At 60.9% G+C, this 13,937-nt stretch carries 8 protein-coding genes; 2 read left to right on the plus strand and 6 right to left on the minus strand.

Going from position 1 to position 13,937, the window contains the following annotated elements; genetic code table 11:
- Positions 1-69: 69 nt before the first annotated feature.
- From baeR to C1N56_RS07225, 6 genes are all read right to left on the minus strand, one after another.
- Positions 70-777 (minus strand): envelope stress response regulator BaeR, encoded by a 708-nt coding sequence (baeR, locus tag C1N56_RS07200; RefSeq protein WP_031280058.1) that lies wholly within the window; start codon positions 775-777, stop codon positions 70-72.
- Between the two features lie 9 nt (positions 778-786).
- Positions 787-2,172 (minus strand): envelope stress sensor histidine kinase BaeS, encoded by a 1,386-nt coding sequence (gene baeS / locus C1N56_RS07205; protein WP_394517320.1) that lies wholly within the window; start codon positions 2,170-2,172, stop codon positions 787-789.
- Entirely contained in the window at positions 2,169-3,575 is a 1,407-nt protein-coding gene (mdtD, locus tag C1N56_RS07210; RefSeq protein WP_031280060.1) for a multidrug transporter subunit MdtD, read from the minus strand. The genes baeS and mdtD overlap by 4 nt, the downstream gene beginning before the upstream one ends.
- A gap of 98 nt (positions 3,576-3,673) precedes the next feature.
- On the minus strand, positions 3,674-6,748 hold the full coding sequence (mdtC, locus tag C1N56_RS07215) for a multidrug efflux RND transporter permease subunit MdtC (protein ID WP_021509313.1): 3,075 nt from the start codon (positions 6,746-6,748) through the stop codon (positions 3,674-3,676).
- Positions 6,745-9,867 (minus strand): MdtB/MuxB family multidrug efflux RND transporter permease subunit, encoded by a 3,123-nt coding sequence (locus C1N56_RS07220; RefSeq protein WP_394517321.1) that lies wholly within the window; start codon positions 9,865-9,867, stop codon positions 6,745-6,747. The genes mdtC and C1N56_RS07220 overlap by 4 nt, the downstream gene beginning before the upstream one ends.
- Positions 9,867-11,096 (minus strand): MdtA/MuxA family multidrug efflux RND transporter periplasmic adaptor subunit, encoded by a 1,230-nt coding sequence (locus C1N56_RS07225; protein ID WP_021509315.1) that lies wholly within the window; start codon positions 11,094-11,096, stop codon positions 9,867-9,869. Before C1N56_RS07225 ends, C1N56_RS07220 begins: the two co-directional genes overlap by 1 nt.
- 240 nt (positions 11,097-11,336) lie before the next feature.
- On the opposite strand from C1N56_RS07225, the gene C1N56_RS07230 reads away from it, so the two are divergent.
- Entirely contained in the window at positions 11,337-12,299 is a 963-nt protein-coding gene (locus C1N56_RS07230) for an aldo/keto reductase (protein ID WP_394517322.1), read from the plus strand.
- A gap of 221 nt (positions 12,300-12,520) precedes the next feature.
- Positions 12,521-13,855: a carbohydrate porin gene (locus C1N56_RS07235; RefSeq protein ID WP_021509317.1), complete on the plus strand. Its 1,335-nt coding sequence runs from the start codon at positions 12,521-12,523 to the stop codon at positions 13,853-13,855.
- Positions 13,856-13,937 lie beyond the last annotated feature (82 nt).

Below are 13,937 nucleotides of genomic sequence, written 5' to 3' on the forward strand. Positions count from 1 at the left end.
CCTGCAAAAGGTGGGGAATTGTAGGCAGGGCGACTCCCGATGTAAATTGACCTGGATCAATCTAAGCGGTTACAGCAGGCGGCCAACATCCGCTTCCCAGCGATATCCCATGCCGTACACGGCGCGAATAAACGGCTGTTCGGCATCAAGGTTCTCCAGCTTGCGCCGCAGGTTCTTGATGTGGCTATCAATGGTGCGATCGGTGACCACGCGATAGTCGTCATACAGATGGTTCAAAAGTTGCTCGCGCGAGAACACTTTGCCCGGCTCTAGCGCCAGGGTTTTCAGCAGGCGGAACTCGGCGGGCGTCAGCTCCAGCGGCTGTTCGCGCCAGCTGGCCTGGAAACGCCCTTCGTCGATCAGCAGATGCGAGGCCAGCTGCGCCTCTTCTGGCGAACGTTTCACCCGGCGCAGAATGGTTTTCACCCGTGCCACCACTTCACGCGGGCTGAAGGGTTTGCAGATATAGTCGTCAGCGCCAATCTCCAGCCCGAGCAGGCGATCGATCTCTTCCGTGCGTGCGGTCACCATGATAATCGGCAGCTCGGAGAAGCGGCGGATTTCCCGGCACAGCGTCAGGCCGTCACGGCCCGGCAGCATCAAATCCAGCAGCATCAGGTCCGGCGGGGTTTGCTGCACGTAACTCAGTACCGCGTTGCCATCGGCGAGGTGATGCGTGCGGTAGTTTGACGCCTGCAGATAATCAATCATCAGCTGCGCCAGTTTGGGTTCGTCTTCCACAACAAGAATCAGGGGATCGCTATTTTCCGTGCTCATAAAGGGTGTCTAGTGAGGAACATACGGCAAGTTTAGCGTGATTTTCAGCCCACCTAAATCAGAGTCGGCCGCATTAATGCTGCCGTCATGCGCCTCAACAATATTCTTGCAGATCGCCAGACCGAGCCCGGAGCCGCCGCTGGCGCGATTGCGCGAGCTTTCGGCGCGGAAGAAGCGCTCAAACAGCTGCGTCTGCTGCTGACGCTCGACGCCCGGTGCGCTGTCGGCAAACTGCAGCTGCCACTGCTCGCCGCTGAGCTGCATACTGAGCTGCACCGTGCCGCCGGCATCGGTGTAGCGCAGGCTGTTTTCCAGCAGGTTAGTAAACAGCTGCATCAGCCGGTCCGGATCGCCAAAGCTGCTGGCCTGCGCCGGCAGCAGCAGGCTGAGCGTCAACCCCCGGCTGCGATAGCGTTCGCCAAAACTGCCCGCCACCACCTCCAGCAGACTGACCAGATCCACCGGCTGTTTGCGGTAGGCGAGGGCACCCGCGTCGGAGAGCGACAGCTGGTGCAGGTCTTCCACCAGCTGGGTCAGCAGCGCGACTTCACTCTGCAGCGAACTGATGGCGTCGGGCGTCAGCTTGCGCACGCCATCCTGCATCGCCTCCAGCTCACCGCGTAAAATCGCCAGCGGCGTACGCAGCTCATGGGAAATATCGGCCATAAAGGCGCGCCGGTTGCTCTCGTTTTTCTCCAGCGAGCGCGCCAGCTGGTTGAAGTCGCGCGCCAACTGGCCAATTTCGTCGCTGCTGCCGACCTCCACCCGGGTGGTAAATTTGCCCGCCGCCAGCTGATGGGTGCCGTCCACCAGCCGTTTCACCGGCGCCAGCAGGCCGCGCGCCAGCAGCCAGGTGACCAGCGCGGCCAGCAGCGTGGTGAGGCCGACAATCAGCCAGCTGGTCTGACGTTGCTGATGGTCAAAGTTGATGTCGGTGCTGCGCGTCAGCCGCTCGGCGGGCGACGCAATCACCCAGCCAACAATCTTGCCGTTGCTGGTGGTGATATTACGGCGCGAGCCTTCCGGCGGCACCGGCGAGCGCGGGCCGGACAGTATTTTGTACTGCTGATCGATAATCCAGAACTGGGTGCGCCAGCCGTGCGGCGGCAGCTGAGTGCCGCTGCCGGGATTCTGTTCCAGCGAGCGCAGAATGGTGAAAATCAGCCGGTCGTTGTTACGTAAAAAATCCCAGCTCCCGTGCTGTTCGTATTGATCGGCCAGCGCATCGCTCAGCAGCGTCAGGCGCTGCTCGTTGCCCTTTTTGATGTAATCGACAAAGCCATGCTCAAAGCTGAGGCGCACGCCCCAGTGCATGGTGATGATCACCAGCATGCAGGTGGAAAAAATCGCCATAAATAGTTTGGCGCTGATGCCGAGTTTTACCGGCTGCTTCATCCTTTTCTCCTGCCTCTCAGGTCCACGTTTTTACTCACATCGGCGGGTACGCGCCAGAACACCAGCGCCGGCAGCGCAATCACCAGCGCCATGCACAAATAGGTGTACATAAAGGTTTGATGGGTCGCGGCGCTGTCGCTCACCGCGCCATGGCCGAAAGCGCCGAGCAGCAGACCGGCCACGGTGACGCCGATACTCATCGACAGCTGCATGATCATCGACAGCAAGCTGTTGCCGCTCGAGGCCAGCTCGTCCGGCAGTTCTTTCAGCGTCAGGGTATTCATGGACGAAAAGCGGATGGCATTGACCATGCCCTGCAACAGCAGCACCACGGGCAGCAGCCAGATCCAGCCGAGCAGCGCCACCACGGGAAACAGCAGCACCACCAGCGCCAGCGCCAGCGTGCCGCCCACCAGCGCGTTACGATAGCCAAACAGATTTACGATGCGCACCACCACGCGTTTGATGCCCATGTTGCCCAGCACCATCGGGATCATCATCAGACCGGCGTGGAACGGGCTAAAGCCGAGACCCACCTGCAGAAAAATCGGCGTCATAAACGGCAGCATGCCGCTGCCGATGCGGCCAGTGAAGCTGCCGAGCAGGCCGATGGCGTAAATGCGGTTATCAAACAGCTTCAGGCTAAACAGTGCGTTATCGTTGTTGCGGCCGTGCATCAGGTAGAACAGCAGGGAAAATACCCCCAGCAGAATCAGCAGGCACAGCAGCAGCGGTGAGCCGCCGGCGCTGCGCTGGCCGTCGAGTGCCAGCGTCAGCGTAGCCATGCCCACCGCCAGCAGCACAAAACCAAGGAAGTCAAAGCGTCGCGTCTGCATGGTGTAGTTCGGCATCAGCAGCAGCGTGGCAATGGCACCGATGATGCCGACCGGAATGTTGATCAGGAAGATCCAGTGCCAGCTGGCATACTCCACCAGAATTCCGCCCAGCGCCGGACCGAGCAGCGGGCCAATCTGGCCGGGCAGGGTGACAAAGGTCATGGCCGACATGTACTGCTCACGCGGCACGATCTTCATCACCGTCAGCCGGCCGACCGGCACCATCATCGCGCCGCCAATGCCCTGGACCACGCGCGCCATCACCAGCTGGTCGAGAGACGTGGCGAAGGCACACAGCAGCGAACCGAGGCTAAACAGCACGATGGCGCAGAAGAAGATGTTGCGCACGCCAAAGCGGTCCGCCAGCCAGCCGCTGAGCGGCAGCGTGACCGCCACGGTGAGCACGTAGGAGACAATCACCGAGTGCATATGCAGCGGGCTGACGTTGAGATCGTGGGCCATCGCCGGAATCGCGGTGTTCACAATCGTGGTATCCAGCGTCTGCATAAAAAAGCCGAAGGCCACAATCCACAGTTGCCAGCGGACGGTGGCGGTTTGTGCGTTCATGGTCATCCCGTATTAACAGTTTCATCAGCCGCAGGTCGCGTAGCGGCGCGATTTATCGCGCGTTGAATTGCGCCGCTACGCTTAGTGCAGGTATGGCGTTATGGTTCCGTTATCAACCGCGGCTGCTTTTTCCGACGGCGCAGTTTATCCATCATCAGGTACACCACCGGTGTGGTGTACAGCGTCAGCAGCTGGCTCATAACCAGCCCACCGGCAATGGTGATGCCCAGCGGCTGGCGCAGCTCCGCGCCGTCCCCGCTGGTCAGCACCAGCGGCAGCGCACCAAACAGCGCCGCCAGCGTGGTCATCAGAATCGGGCGGAAACGCAGCTGGCACGCCTGGAAAATGGCGTCGCGCGCCGACAGGTTGCCGTTGCGTTCCGCCTCCAGCGCGAAATCCACCATCATGATGGCGTTCTTTTTCACGATACCGATCAGCAGCAGGATGCCGATCAGCGCAATCAGGCTGAACGGCGTATTAAACAGCTGCAGCGCCAGCAGCGCGCCGACGCCCGCCGAGGGCAGGGTAGAGAGAATCGTCAGAGGATGCACGTAGCTCTCATACAGAATGCCGAGCACGATATACACCGCAGCAATCGCCGCCAGCATCAGCCACAGCTGGTTCGACTGCGAATCCTGAAATACCTGCGCGGTGCCGGCGAAGCTGCCGCGCACGCTGGACGGCACGCCAATCGCCGTGATGGTGCGGTCAATGGCCTCTGACGCCTGCGACAGCGAGACCCCTTCCGGCAGGTTAAACGAGATGGTCGAGGCCGCCGACAGCCCCTGATGGTTGACCGACAGCGGCGCGTTGGCCGGCTGCCATTTGGCAAACCAGCTCAGCGGAATCGCTTTGCCGTCACTGTTGATCACGAACATCTGATCCAGCGCGCTGACATCCTGGGTATAGCGCGGATCCACCTCCATCACCACTTTGTACTGATTCAGCGGCTGGTAGATGGTGGAGATTTGCCGCTGGCCGAAGGCGTTATTCAGCAGCGCATTGGCCGCCGACACGTCGATGCCGAGGCGCGCCATGCTTTCGCGATCGTAAGTCAGCGCCATTTCGCTGCCGTTGTCCTGCTGATCCGAGTTCACATCGGCCAGCTCTGGCAGCGCGGCGAACGCCTGGCGGATTTTCGGCTCCCACTCACGTAAATCGGCGAGGTTATCCGACAGCAGGCTGTACTGGTAGCTGGCGTTCGATTCGCGTCCGCCGACGCGAATATCCTGCACCGCATTGAGGTACAGGTTGGCACCCGGTTCTTTCGCCAGCTTCACGCGCAGGCGGGCGATCACTTCCTGCGCGCTTTCGCTGCGTTCTGACAGCGGCTTGAGTGACACAAACATCGAGCCGCTGTTGGTGCGCGAGCCGCCGGTGAAGCCGGTGACGTTATCGACCGCCGGGTCAGCCTTGATGATGTTCATGAAATCCTGCAGCTTGCCGCGCATCGCCTGAAACGAAATGCTCTGATCGGCGGAGATAAAGCCGTTGAGACGGCCGGTATCCTGCTCGGGCATAAAGGTTTTCGGGATGGCGATAAACAGCCAGATGGTCAGCCCGACGGTGCCGAGCAGCAGCAACAGCACCCAGATCGCGTGGTTCAGCACCCAGCCCAGCGAGCGCGCATAGCCCTGCTGCACCGCCAGCAGCACGCGGCCAAATCCGCGCGTACGCGGCTGGCTGCGCTTCGCCTGCGGTTTCAGCAGATACGCGCACATCATCGGCGTCAGGGTAATGGAGATAAACAGCGAGATGAGAATCGCCACCGACAGCGTGATGGCAAACTCCGAGAAGAAGCGGCCAATAATACCGCCAATCATCAACAGCGGCAGGAACACCGCAATCAGCGACAGGCTCATCGACAGCACGGTAAAGCCCACCTCGCGCACCCCGGTCAGTGCCGCCTGCAGCGGCTTCATCCCAGCTTCGACGTGACGCGCGATGTTCTCCAGCACCACAATGGCGTCATCCACCACAAAGCCGGTGGCGATGGTCAGCGCCATCAGCGACAGGTTATTCAGGCTGAAACCGCACAGGTACATGGCGGCGAAGGTACCAATCAGCGATACCGGTACCGCCGCCGCCGGAATCAGCGTGGCGCGGCCGTCGCGCAGGAAGAAAAACACCACCAGAATCACCAGCGCCACGGCGATCACCAGCGACTGCTCCACTTCATGCAGCGAGGCGCGGATGGTGGGCGAACGGTCCTGGGCGATTTGCAGGTCGATAGCTGCCGGGATCACCTCATGCAGCTCCGGCATTTCTGCCCGGATGCGGTCGACGGTATCAATGATGTTGGCGTCCGGCGACTTGCGCACCACCAGCAGCACCGCTGGTTTACCGTTGGTCATCCCGGCGTTGCGCACGTCCTGTACCGAATCCTGCACGTTCGCCACATCGCTCAGCCGTACCGCCGCGCCGTTGTTGTAGTGCACCACCAGCGGCTGGTAGACGCTGGCGGTTTGCAGCTCATCGTTGGTCCGTACCTGCCAGCGCTGCTGGGTATCGTCGATGGCGCCCTGCGGACGGCGCTGGTTGGCGTTGCTGATGGCGGTGCGCACCGCATCCAGCGACACGCCCTGATTAAACAGCGCCTGCGGATTGAGGTCGACGCGCACCGCCGGCAGCGAACTGCCGCCTACCGTGACATCACCGACGCCATCAATCTGCGACAGCTTCTGTGCCAGTTGCGTCGACGCGTAATCATACAGCTGACCGGGATTATAAATGTCCGAGGTCATGGTGAGGATCATGATCGGCGCATCAGACGGGTTGGCTTTGCGGTAGGTTGGACGATTGGGCATGCCGGTCGGTAGCAGGCTCTGGGCGGCATTGATCGCCGCCTGCACGTCGCGCGCCGCGCCGTTGATGTCGCGGTCGAAATCAAACACCAGGATGATGCGCGTGCTGCCCAGCGAGCTGGTGGAGGTCATTTCACTGACGCCGGCAATGCGCCCCAGCGAGCGCTCCAGCGGCGTGGCGACCGAGGCTGCCATGGTTTCCGGCGACGCGCCGGGCAGCGAGGCCGAGATCAGAATCACCGGGAAATCCAGCTGCGGCAGCGGCGCCACCGGCAGCAGACGGAAGCCGAGAATGCCCGCCAGCGCAATCGCCAGCGTCAGCAGTGTGGTGGCAACCGGCCGATGGATAAACAGGGCGAAAAACTTCACGACTGCGCCTCCGTGCCTTTCAGACGCCGGCGCGTGGCATGAGCAAGGCGATCAAACAGCAGATAGATCACCGGAGTGGTAAACAGCGTCAGCACCTGGCTCAATACCAGGCCACCGACCATGGCGATGCCGAGCGGACGACGCAGCTCCGCGCCGACGCCGGTGCTGAGCATCAGCGGCAGCGCGCCAAGCAGCGCCGCCAGCGTGGTCATCAGAATCGGCCGGAAGCGCAGCAGACAGGCCTGATAGATCGCCTCACGCGGTGCCATGCCCTGTTCACGCTCGGCGGCCAGCGCGAAGTCGATCATCATGATGGCGTTCTTCTTCACGATGCCGATCAGCAAAATGATGCCGATGATGGCGATGATATCCAGCTCGTTGCCGCTCAGCATCAGCGCCAGCAGCGCGCCAACGCCGGCGGTGGGCAGCGTCGACAGAATGGTAATCGGGTGGATGAAGCTCTCATACAACACGCCGAGCACGATATACATCGCCACTACCGCCGCGACGATCAGCCAGATGGTGCTGGTCAGCGCCGCTTCAAACGCCAGCGTGCTGCCCTGGAACTGCGTCATCATCTCTGCCGGCATGCCGACCTGATCTTCCGCCGTGGTGATCGCCTGCAGCGCATCGCCGAGCGAGTAGCCGTGCGCTACGTCAAACGAGAAGGTGGCCGACGGGAACTGGTCGAGATGATTAATGCTCAGCGCAGCGTGGCGCTCTTCGACTTGCGCGATGGCGCTGAGCGGCACGCTGCCGCCGTCGCTGCTGTTCAGGCGAATCGCGTCGAGGCTGGCGAGACCGGGGGTTTGCGTGTTGTCCTGCTCCAGCACCACGCGATACTGGTTGGCCTGGGTGTAAATCGTTGAGATCAGGCGCTGGCCAAAGGCGTTGTACAGCGCGTTATCAATGTCCGCCATGCTGATGCCGAGCCGGCTGGCGCTGTCGCGATCGATGCGCACAAAGGCTTCCAGCCCCTGATCCTGCCAGTCGCTGCTGACATTGCGCAGCTGTGGCAAGGTATCGAGCTGTGCCAGCAGTTTCGGCACCCAGCTGCCCAGCGACTCCAGCGAACCTGACTGCAGGGTAAACTGGTACGGCGTGCGGCTCGCCTGGGTATCAATGGTCAGGTCCTGTACCGGCTGCAGCCACAGCGACACGCCGGGCAGGCGATCAATCGCCTGCTGCAGCCGCTGCTGCACTGCCGGAATACGATCATCACGCTGGTCCAGCGGTTTCAGGTTGATTTGCAGCCGCGCGCTGTTAAGCGCCGCGTTGGTGCCATCCACGCCTACGAACGAGGTCAGGCTCTGCACCGCCGGATCTTTCATAATGATCGACGCCACGTCGCGGGTGCGCTGCGCCATACTGGCGTAAGAGACCGACTGCGGCGCCTGCAGCGTGCCCTGAATGATGCCGTTGTCCTGCTGCGGGAAGAAGCCCTTCGGAATCACCACCCACAGCAGCACCGTCAGCAGCAGCGTGCCAAGCGCCACCGACAGCGTCAGCCACGGATGGCGCAGCACGCGCGTCAGCCAGCGGCCATAGCCGGCAATCACCTTATCGAACATCGCCTCGCTGGCGCGGGAGAAACGGTTCTGCCTGCGCAGCGATTCGGCGCTCAGCATGCGCGCGCACATCATCGGCGTCAGCGTCAGCGAGACCACCGCCGAGATCAGAATCGCCACCGCCAGCGTCACGGCGAACTCGCGGAACAAACGGCCAATCACGTCGCCCATGAACAGCAGCGGAATCAGCACCGCGATCAGCGAGAAGGTAAGGGAGATAATGGTGAAGCCAATCTCACCGGCACCTTTCAGCGCGGCGGTCATCGGCTTTTCGCCTTTTTCGATGTAGCGCGAGATGTTCTCGATTACCACGATGGCGTCATCGACCACAAAGCCGGTGGCGATGGTCAGCGCCATCAGCGTCAGGTTATTGATCGAAAAGCCAAGGAAATACATGGCGGCAAAGGTGCCGACCAGCGACAGCGGCACCGCGACCGCCGGAATAATGGTGGCCGGGACATTCCGCAGAAACAGATAGATGATCATCACCACCAGCCCGATGGCCAGCATCAGCTCATGCTGAGTATCCGCTACTGAGGCGCGAATGTTGGTAGTGCGATCGGTGAGCAGTTTGACGTCAACCGACTTCGGCAGCGTGGCGGTCAGCGACGGCAGCAGCGCGCGGATGCTGTCAGCGGTAGCGATAATATTGGCGCCCGGCTGGCGCTGCACGTTCAGCACAATCGCCGGCTGACGGTTGGCCCAGGCGCCCAGCCAGCTGTTTTCTGCGCCCTGTTCAACCGTGGCGACGTCGCCCAGCCGCACCGGCGCGCCGTTGCTGTAGCTGACGATCAGCTTGCGGTAATCCTCCGCGGAGGTCATCTGGTCATTGGCCGACAGCGTGATGGAGCGCGTTGGGCCATCAAGACTGCCTTTCGCCGAGTTGACGTTGGCGTTGCTGATGGCGGTACGCACCGTCTCGCTGGTGAGGCCGAGGGCCGCCAGCGCCTGTGCGTTCATCTTCACCCGCACCGCCGGACGCTGGCCGCCGGAGAGCGTGACCAGACCGACGCCGGAGACCTGGGAAATCTTCTGCGCCACCCGCGTCTCCACCATGTCCTGCACCTGCGTCAGCGGCATGCTGGTAGTGGTAACGGCCAGCGTCATGATTGGCGGATCGGCCGGATTGACTTTGCTGTACACCGGCGGATTCGGCAGATCGTTAGGCAGCAGGTTAGTGGCAGAGTTGATCGCCGCCTGCACTTCCTGTTCGGCAACGTCGAGCGCCAGCGTCAGCTGGAACTGCAGCGTAATCACCGAGGCACCGCCGGAGCTTTGCGACGCCATTTGCTTCAGACCGGACATCTGCCCGAACTGGCGCTCAAGCGGCGCGGTAATCGACGAGGTCACCACATCCGGGCTGGCGCCGGGATAGAGCGTGACGACCTGAATGGTCGGGTAATCGACTTCCGGCAGCGCGGAAACTGGCAGGAAGCGATAGCCCAGCACGCCGGCCAGCAAAATCGCGATCATCAGCAGCGTGGTGGCCACCGGGCGCAGAATAAACTGGCGTGACGGGCCGCCGCTGGCGTCGGGAGGCATCACCTGCATTATTGACGTTCTCCGCGAGCCGGTTGCGCCGCGCGCGTGCTGTGCGTGGCGGTACTCTGTGCGGCGACAATTTCCACCGTGGCGCCTTCGGTCAGGCGGTCGAGACCGTCGGTGACCACGCGCTGACCGGCCTGCAGCCCGGCATCAATCACCACTTTCTGGCTATCCTGCAGCCCGGCGGTGACGCGTTTCTTGCTCACTTTGTTATCGCTGTTCACCACCCAGACAAAGTGGCCGTCGTTGCTCATCTGCAGCGCGGCAGTCGGGATCACCACCGCGTTTTGCAGCGTATCCACCTTCAGCCGGGCATTAACAAACTGATTGGGAAACAGGGCGTCGTCCTGATTGCTGAAGCGCGCCTTGAGTTTAATGGTGCCGGTGGTGACATCGATCTGGTTATCAATGCTCAGCAGCGCACCCGTGGTCAGCAGGGTTTTATTGCTGCGATCCCAGGCTTCAACCGGCAGCGGCTGGCCGCTTTTCTGGGCTTTCAGGATCTGGCTGATGTTGTTCTCGGCAACGCTGAACACCACGTCAATCGGGTGCGTCTGGGTGATCACCACCAGACCATTGGTATCGCCGGCGGTAATGTAGTTGCCGACATCCACCTGCTTCAGCCCGACGCGTCCGGCAATCGGCGCGGTGATGCGGCTGTAGGTCAGATTGAGCTGCGCGCTGGCAACATTGCCTTCGTCGGCTTTGATGGTGCCGAGGGTTTCACTGACCAGCGAGCGCTGGGTATCCAGCTCCTGCTGCGACACCAGCGAGGTTTTCGCCAGCTTTTCATAACGGCTGAGGTCGCGGCGCGCGTTAGCCAGCGTCGCCTGATCTTTGGCCAGCTGGCCCTGCGCCTGGGTGAGCGCTACCTGCCATGGGCGGGGATCGATTTCTGCCAGCAGCGCGCCGGCCTCCACCTGCTGACCTTCCGTGAAGTGCAGCGCCATCAGCTGGCCATCGACCCGGCTGCGCACCGTAACGGTGTTGGCCGCGGTGACGGTGCCGAGTCCGCTGAGGTAATAGGGCACGCTTTCGGTGGTCGCGGTTGCGGCCTGCACCGGTGCCAGCGGACGGCGTCCGCCGCTGTTGTTGCCACCGCGTCCGTGATGCGGCTGGCCATCAGCCTGGTTAGCCTGTGCTGGCTCGGCCGGATGCTGCCACCAGTAGTAAGCGCCCGCCAGCGCAGCCAGTACCACCACGCTAATCAGGCCTGTTTTTAATCGTTTATTCATTGCTCTGTGTGCTCTCCGGCGGTTTCGTTTTCCCCACATGCGCGCGCAAACGAACCGCGGCGCAAACGAAATGATTGTAGTCGCCCGGGCCGGGCAAAAATTGAAGGAATTAAGAATATCGCCCCGGGCACGCTAAGTATTCATATTCAGTAAATATTTTGGCAGCAATACGCATAAGCGTGACTTTTTCCTTTGCTAAGCTGAATGACAGACCAGTCTCGTTTCACTAAGGAGGATCACATGCGTCAACACAAAACCCGTCAGCTGGGCGACAGCGGTATCAGCGTGCCGCTGCTGACGTTTGGCGGCAACGTTTTTGGCTGGACCGTCGATGAAAAAACCTCGTTTTCACTGCTCGACGCGCTGGTGGAAAAGGGGCTGTTCTTCATTGATACCGCAGACGTTTACTCACGCTGGGCGCCGGGCAACGCCGGCGGTGAATCGGAAACCATCATCGGTAAATGGCTGAAAAAAAGCGGTAAGCGCGACAGTATCGTGCTCGCCACCAAGGTAGGCATGGAGCTGACGCCGGAGAAAACCGGGCTGAAACCGGCCTATATCCGCCAGGCCGTGGAAGATTCGCTGCGCCGCCTGCGGACGGATGTCATCGATCTCTACCAGGCGCACCGTGATGACGACAGCACGCCGCTGGTGGAGACGCTGAAAGCCTTCGACTCGCTGATCAAAGAGGGGAAAGTGCGGGCAATCGGTGCGTCCAACTACAGCGCGCAGCGCCTGCAGGAAGCGCTCGACATCAGTAAGCAGGAGGGACTGGCGCGCTATGAAACCCTGCAGCCGGAGTACAACCTGTACGATCGCCAGGAGTATGAAAGCGGACTGGAGCAGGTGGCGGTGAAAAACGGTCTCGGCGTGATTAACTACTACTCGCTGGCCAGCGGTTTCCTGAGCGGGAAATACAAAAAGCCGGAAGACGCCAGCAAAAGCGCGCGCGGCCAGGGCATTGTAGAAAAATACCTCAACGATCGCGGTAAGCGCATCATTGAAGCGCTGGAAGATGTCGCGGCCTCGCACGACGCCTCTGCTACCCAGGTGGCGCTGGCGTGGCAGATTGCGCGACCGAGCATCACGGCACCGATTGTCAGTGCCACCTCGCTGCAGCAGCTGGATGAGCTGGTGAAAGCTACCGAGCTGGAGCTCAGCAAGCAGGAGATTGAAGAACTGGCCAGCGCCAGCAAGCCGTAACGCGAAGCGGGACGCTGCGGCGTCCCGTCACGTAATAATTTTTTCGCCACGCAAAAAATGCCTTTTTCCTCCAGAACATATCCATTCATCGATCGCTGTCACAATTGCGTTAAGTCACTGTCACCTTTGCACTCACTGCGCACAGATTTGCAAAAACTGACATAACCTCAGCATTATTCTCTGCCCGTTCCTCTCCGGAAATTCACAGAAGAATAATCATCATGAACAGAAAAAAAGCAGTGCAGCATATGCCTCGCCTGGCAGCGGGCACCCTGATGTTTGCCATGTTGAGTGCGTCGGCGGTGGCAGCCGATGCGTTCAGCTACGATTCCCCCTACATGTTTGGCGACTGGGGCGGTAACCGAACGCAGCTGGAAAACGACGGCGTGAAGTTCGACGTTAACTACACCATGGAGAGTGCCTCGAACCTGGGCGGCGGTGCCGATACCAACACCTCGATGCGCTACAGCGATCAGTGGGCGTTTGGCCTGAATCTTGACCTGCAAAAACTGCTCGACTGGCAGGATGCGCAGTTCCAGATGACCATTACCGACCGTAACGGTCGCAATATCTCCGATCAGGTGGCAGACCGCCGTACCGGCATGCTGTCATCGGTGCAGGAAGTGTACGGACGTGGCCAGACCTGGCGTCTGACGCAGTTCTGGCTCAGCAAAGGACTGTTTGATAACACCGTCAACCTGAAAGCCGGTCGCGTCACCGTCGGGGAAGATTTCGACAACTTCGACAGCAAGTTCCAGAACCTCGCATTCGGCAGCGGCCAGGCGGGTAACTGGCGCGGCGACCGCTGGTTTAACTGGCCGGTTTCCCAGTGGGGCGGCCGCGTGAAGGTTAACTTCACGCCGGAAGTGTTCTTCCAGGTGGGCTTCTACAACCAGAACAGTGCCAACTACGATCGCGGTGACGGTTTCCGTCTGGATACCAGCAACTCCGAAGGCAACCTGGTGCCGGTGGAACTGGGCTGGAAACCGACCTTCGGGCCGGCCAACCTGCCGGGTAACTACCGCATTGGTTACTACTACTCGTCGGCCAACGGCGATAACTACGGCAGCTGGCGCGATGGCGCTTATCAGAGCAAGGACCACGCCTACGGCGGCTACGTGCTGTTACAGCAGCAGCTGACCGCACAGGGCGGCGATGCCAGCCGGGGTCTGGGCGTGACGGTGCAGGCGGTGATGAACGATCACAAAACCTCGAAAACCGACAACTATCAGTCGATCAGCTTTACCTGGAAAGGGCCGTTTGATGCGCGTCCGCAGGATGAGATTGGCGTCGGCGCGGCGCGTATTCACGTCAACAGCGCGTATACCCGTTCGCTGCGTCAGCAAAACGATGCCAACGGCGAAACTGATTTCGACAGCCCAACTTATCTGCCGATTCAGGATGGTTCCGAGTACAACTACGAGGTTTATTACAATGCGCAGCTGACCAAATGGCTGCAGCTGCGTCCAAACCTGCAATACGTGGTGGCACCGGGTGCGGTGAGCGAAGTGAAAGATGCGTTTGTGGGTGGGATCAGTGCGAACGTGAATTTCTAATCTGGCAGAATGTGTGACTTTTCCCTCTCCCTTTGGGAGAGGGCTGGGTGAGGGGAAAATCGCACGGAGCTGTCTGGCCCTC

This window comes from Pantoea sp. SGAir0175, from assembly GCF_043547855.1.

What these genes read in the sequence shown, in the direction of transcription:
- baeR (WP_031280058.1), bottom strand. Translation starts at nt 777, where the DNA reads ATGAGCACGGAAAATAGCGATCCCCTGATTCTTGTTGTGGAAGACGAA.
- baeS (WP_394517320.1), bottom strand. Translation starts at nt 2,172, where the DNA reads ATGAAGCAGCCGGTAAAACTCGGCATCAGCGCCAAACTATTTATGGCG.
- mdtD (WP_031280060.1), bottom strand. Translation starts at nt 3,575, where the DNA reads ATGAACGCACAAACCGCCACCGTCCGCTGGCAACTGTGGATTGTGGCC.
- C1N56_RS07220 (WP_394517321.1), bottom strand. Translation starts at nt 9,867, where the DNA reads ATGCAGGTGATGCCTCCCGACGCCAGCGGCGGCCCGTCACGCCAGTTT.
- C1N56_RS07225 (WP_021509315.1), bottom strand. Translation starts at nt 11,096, where the DNA reads ATGAATAAACGATTAAAAACAGGCCTGATTAGCGTGGTGGTACTGGCT.
- C1N56_RS07230 (WP_394517322.1), top strand. Translation starts at nt 11,337, where the DNA reads ATGCGTCAACACAAAACCCGTCAGCTGGGCGACAGCGGTATCAGCGTG.
- C1N56_RS07235 (WP_021509317.1), top strand. Translation starts at nt 12,521, where the DNA reads ATGAACAGAAAAAAAGCAGTGCAGCATATGCCTCGCCTGGCAGCGGGC.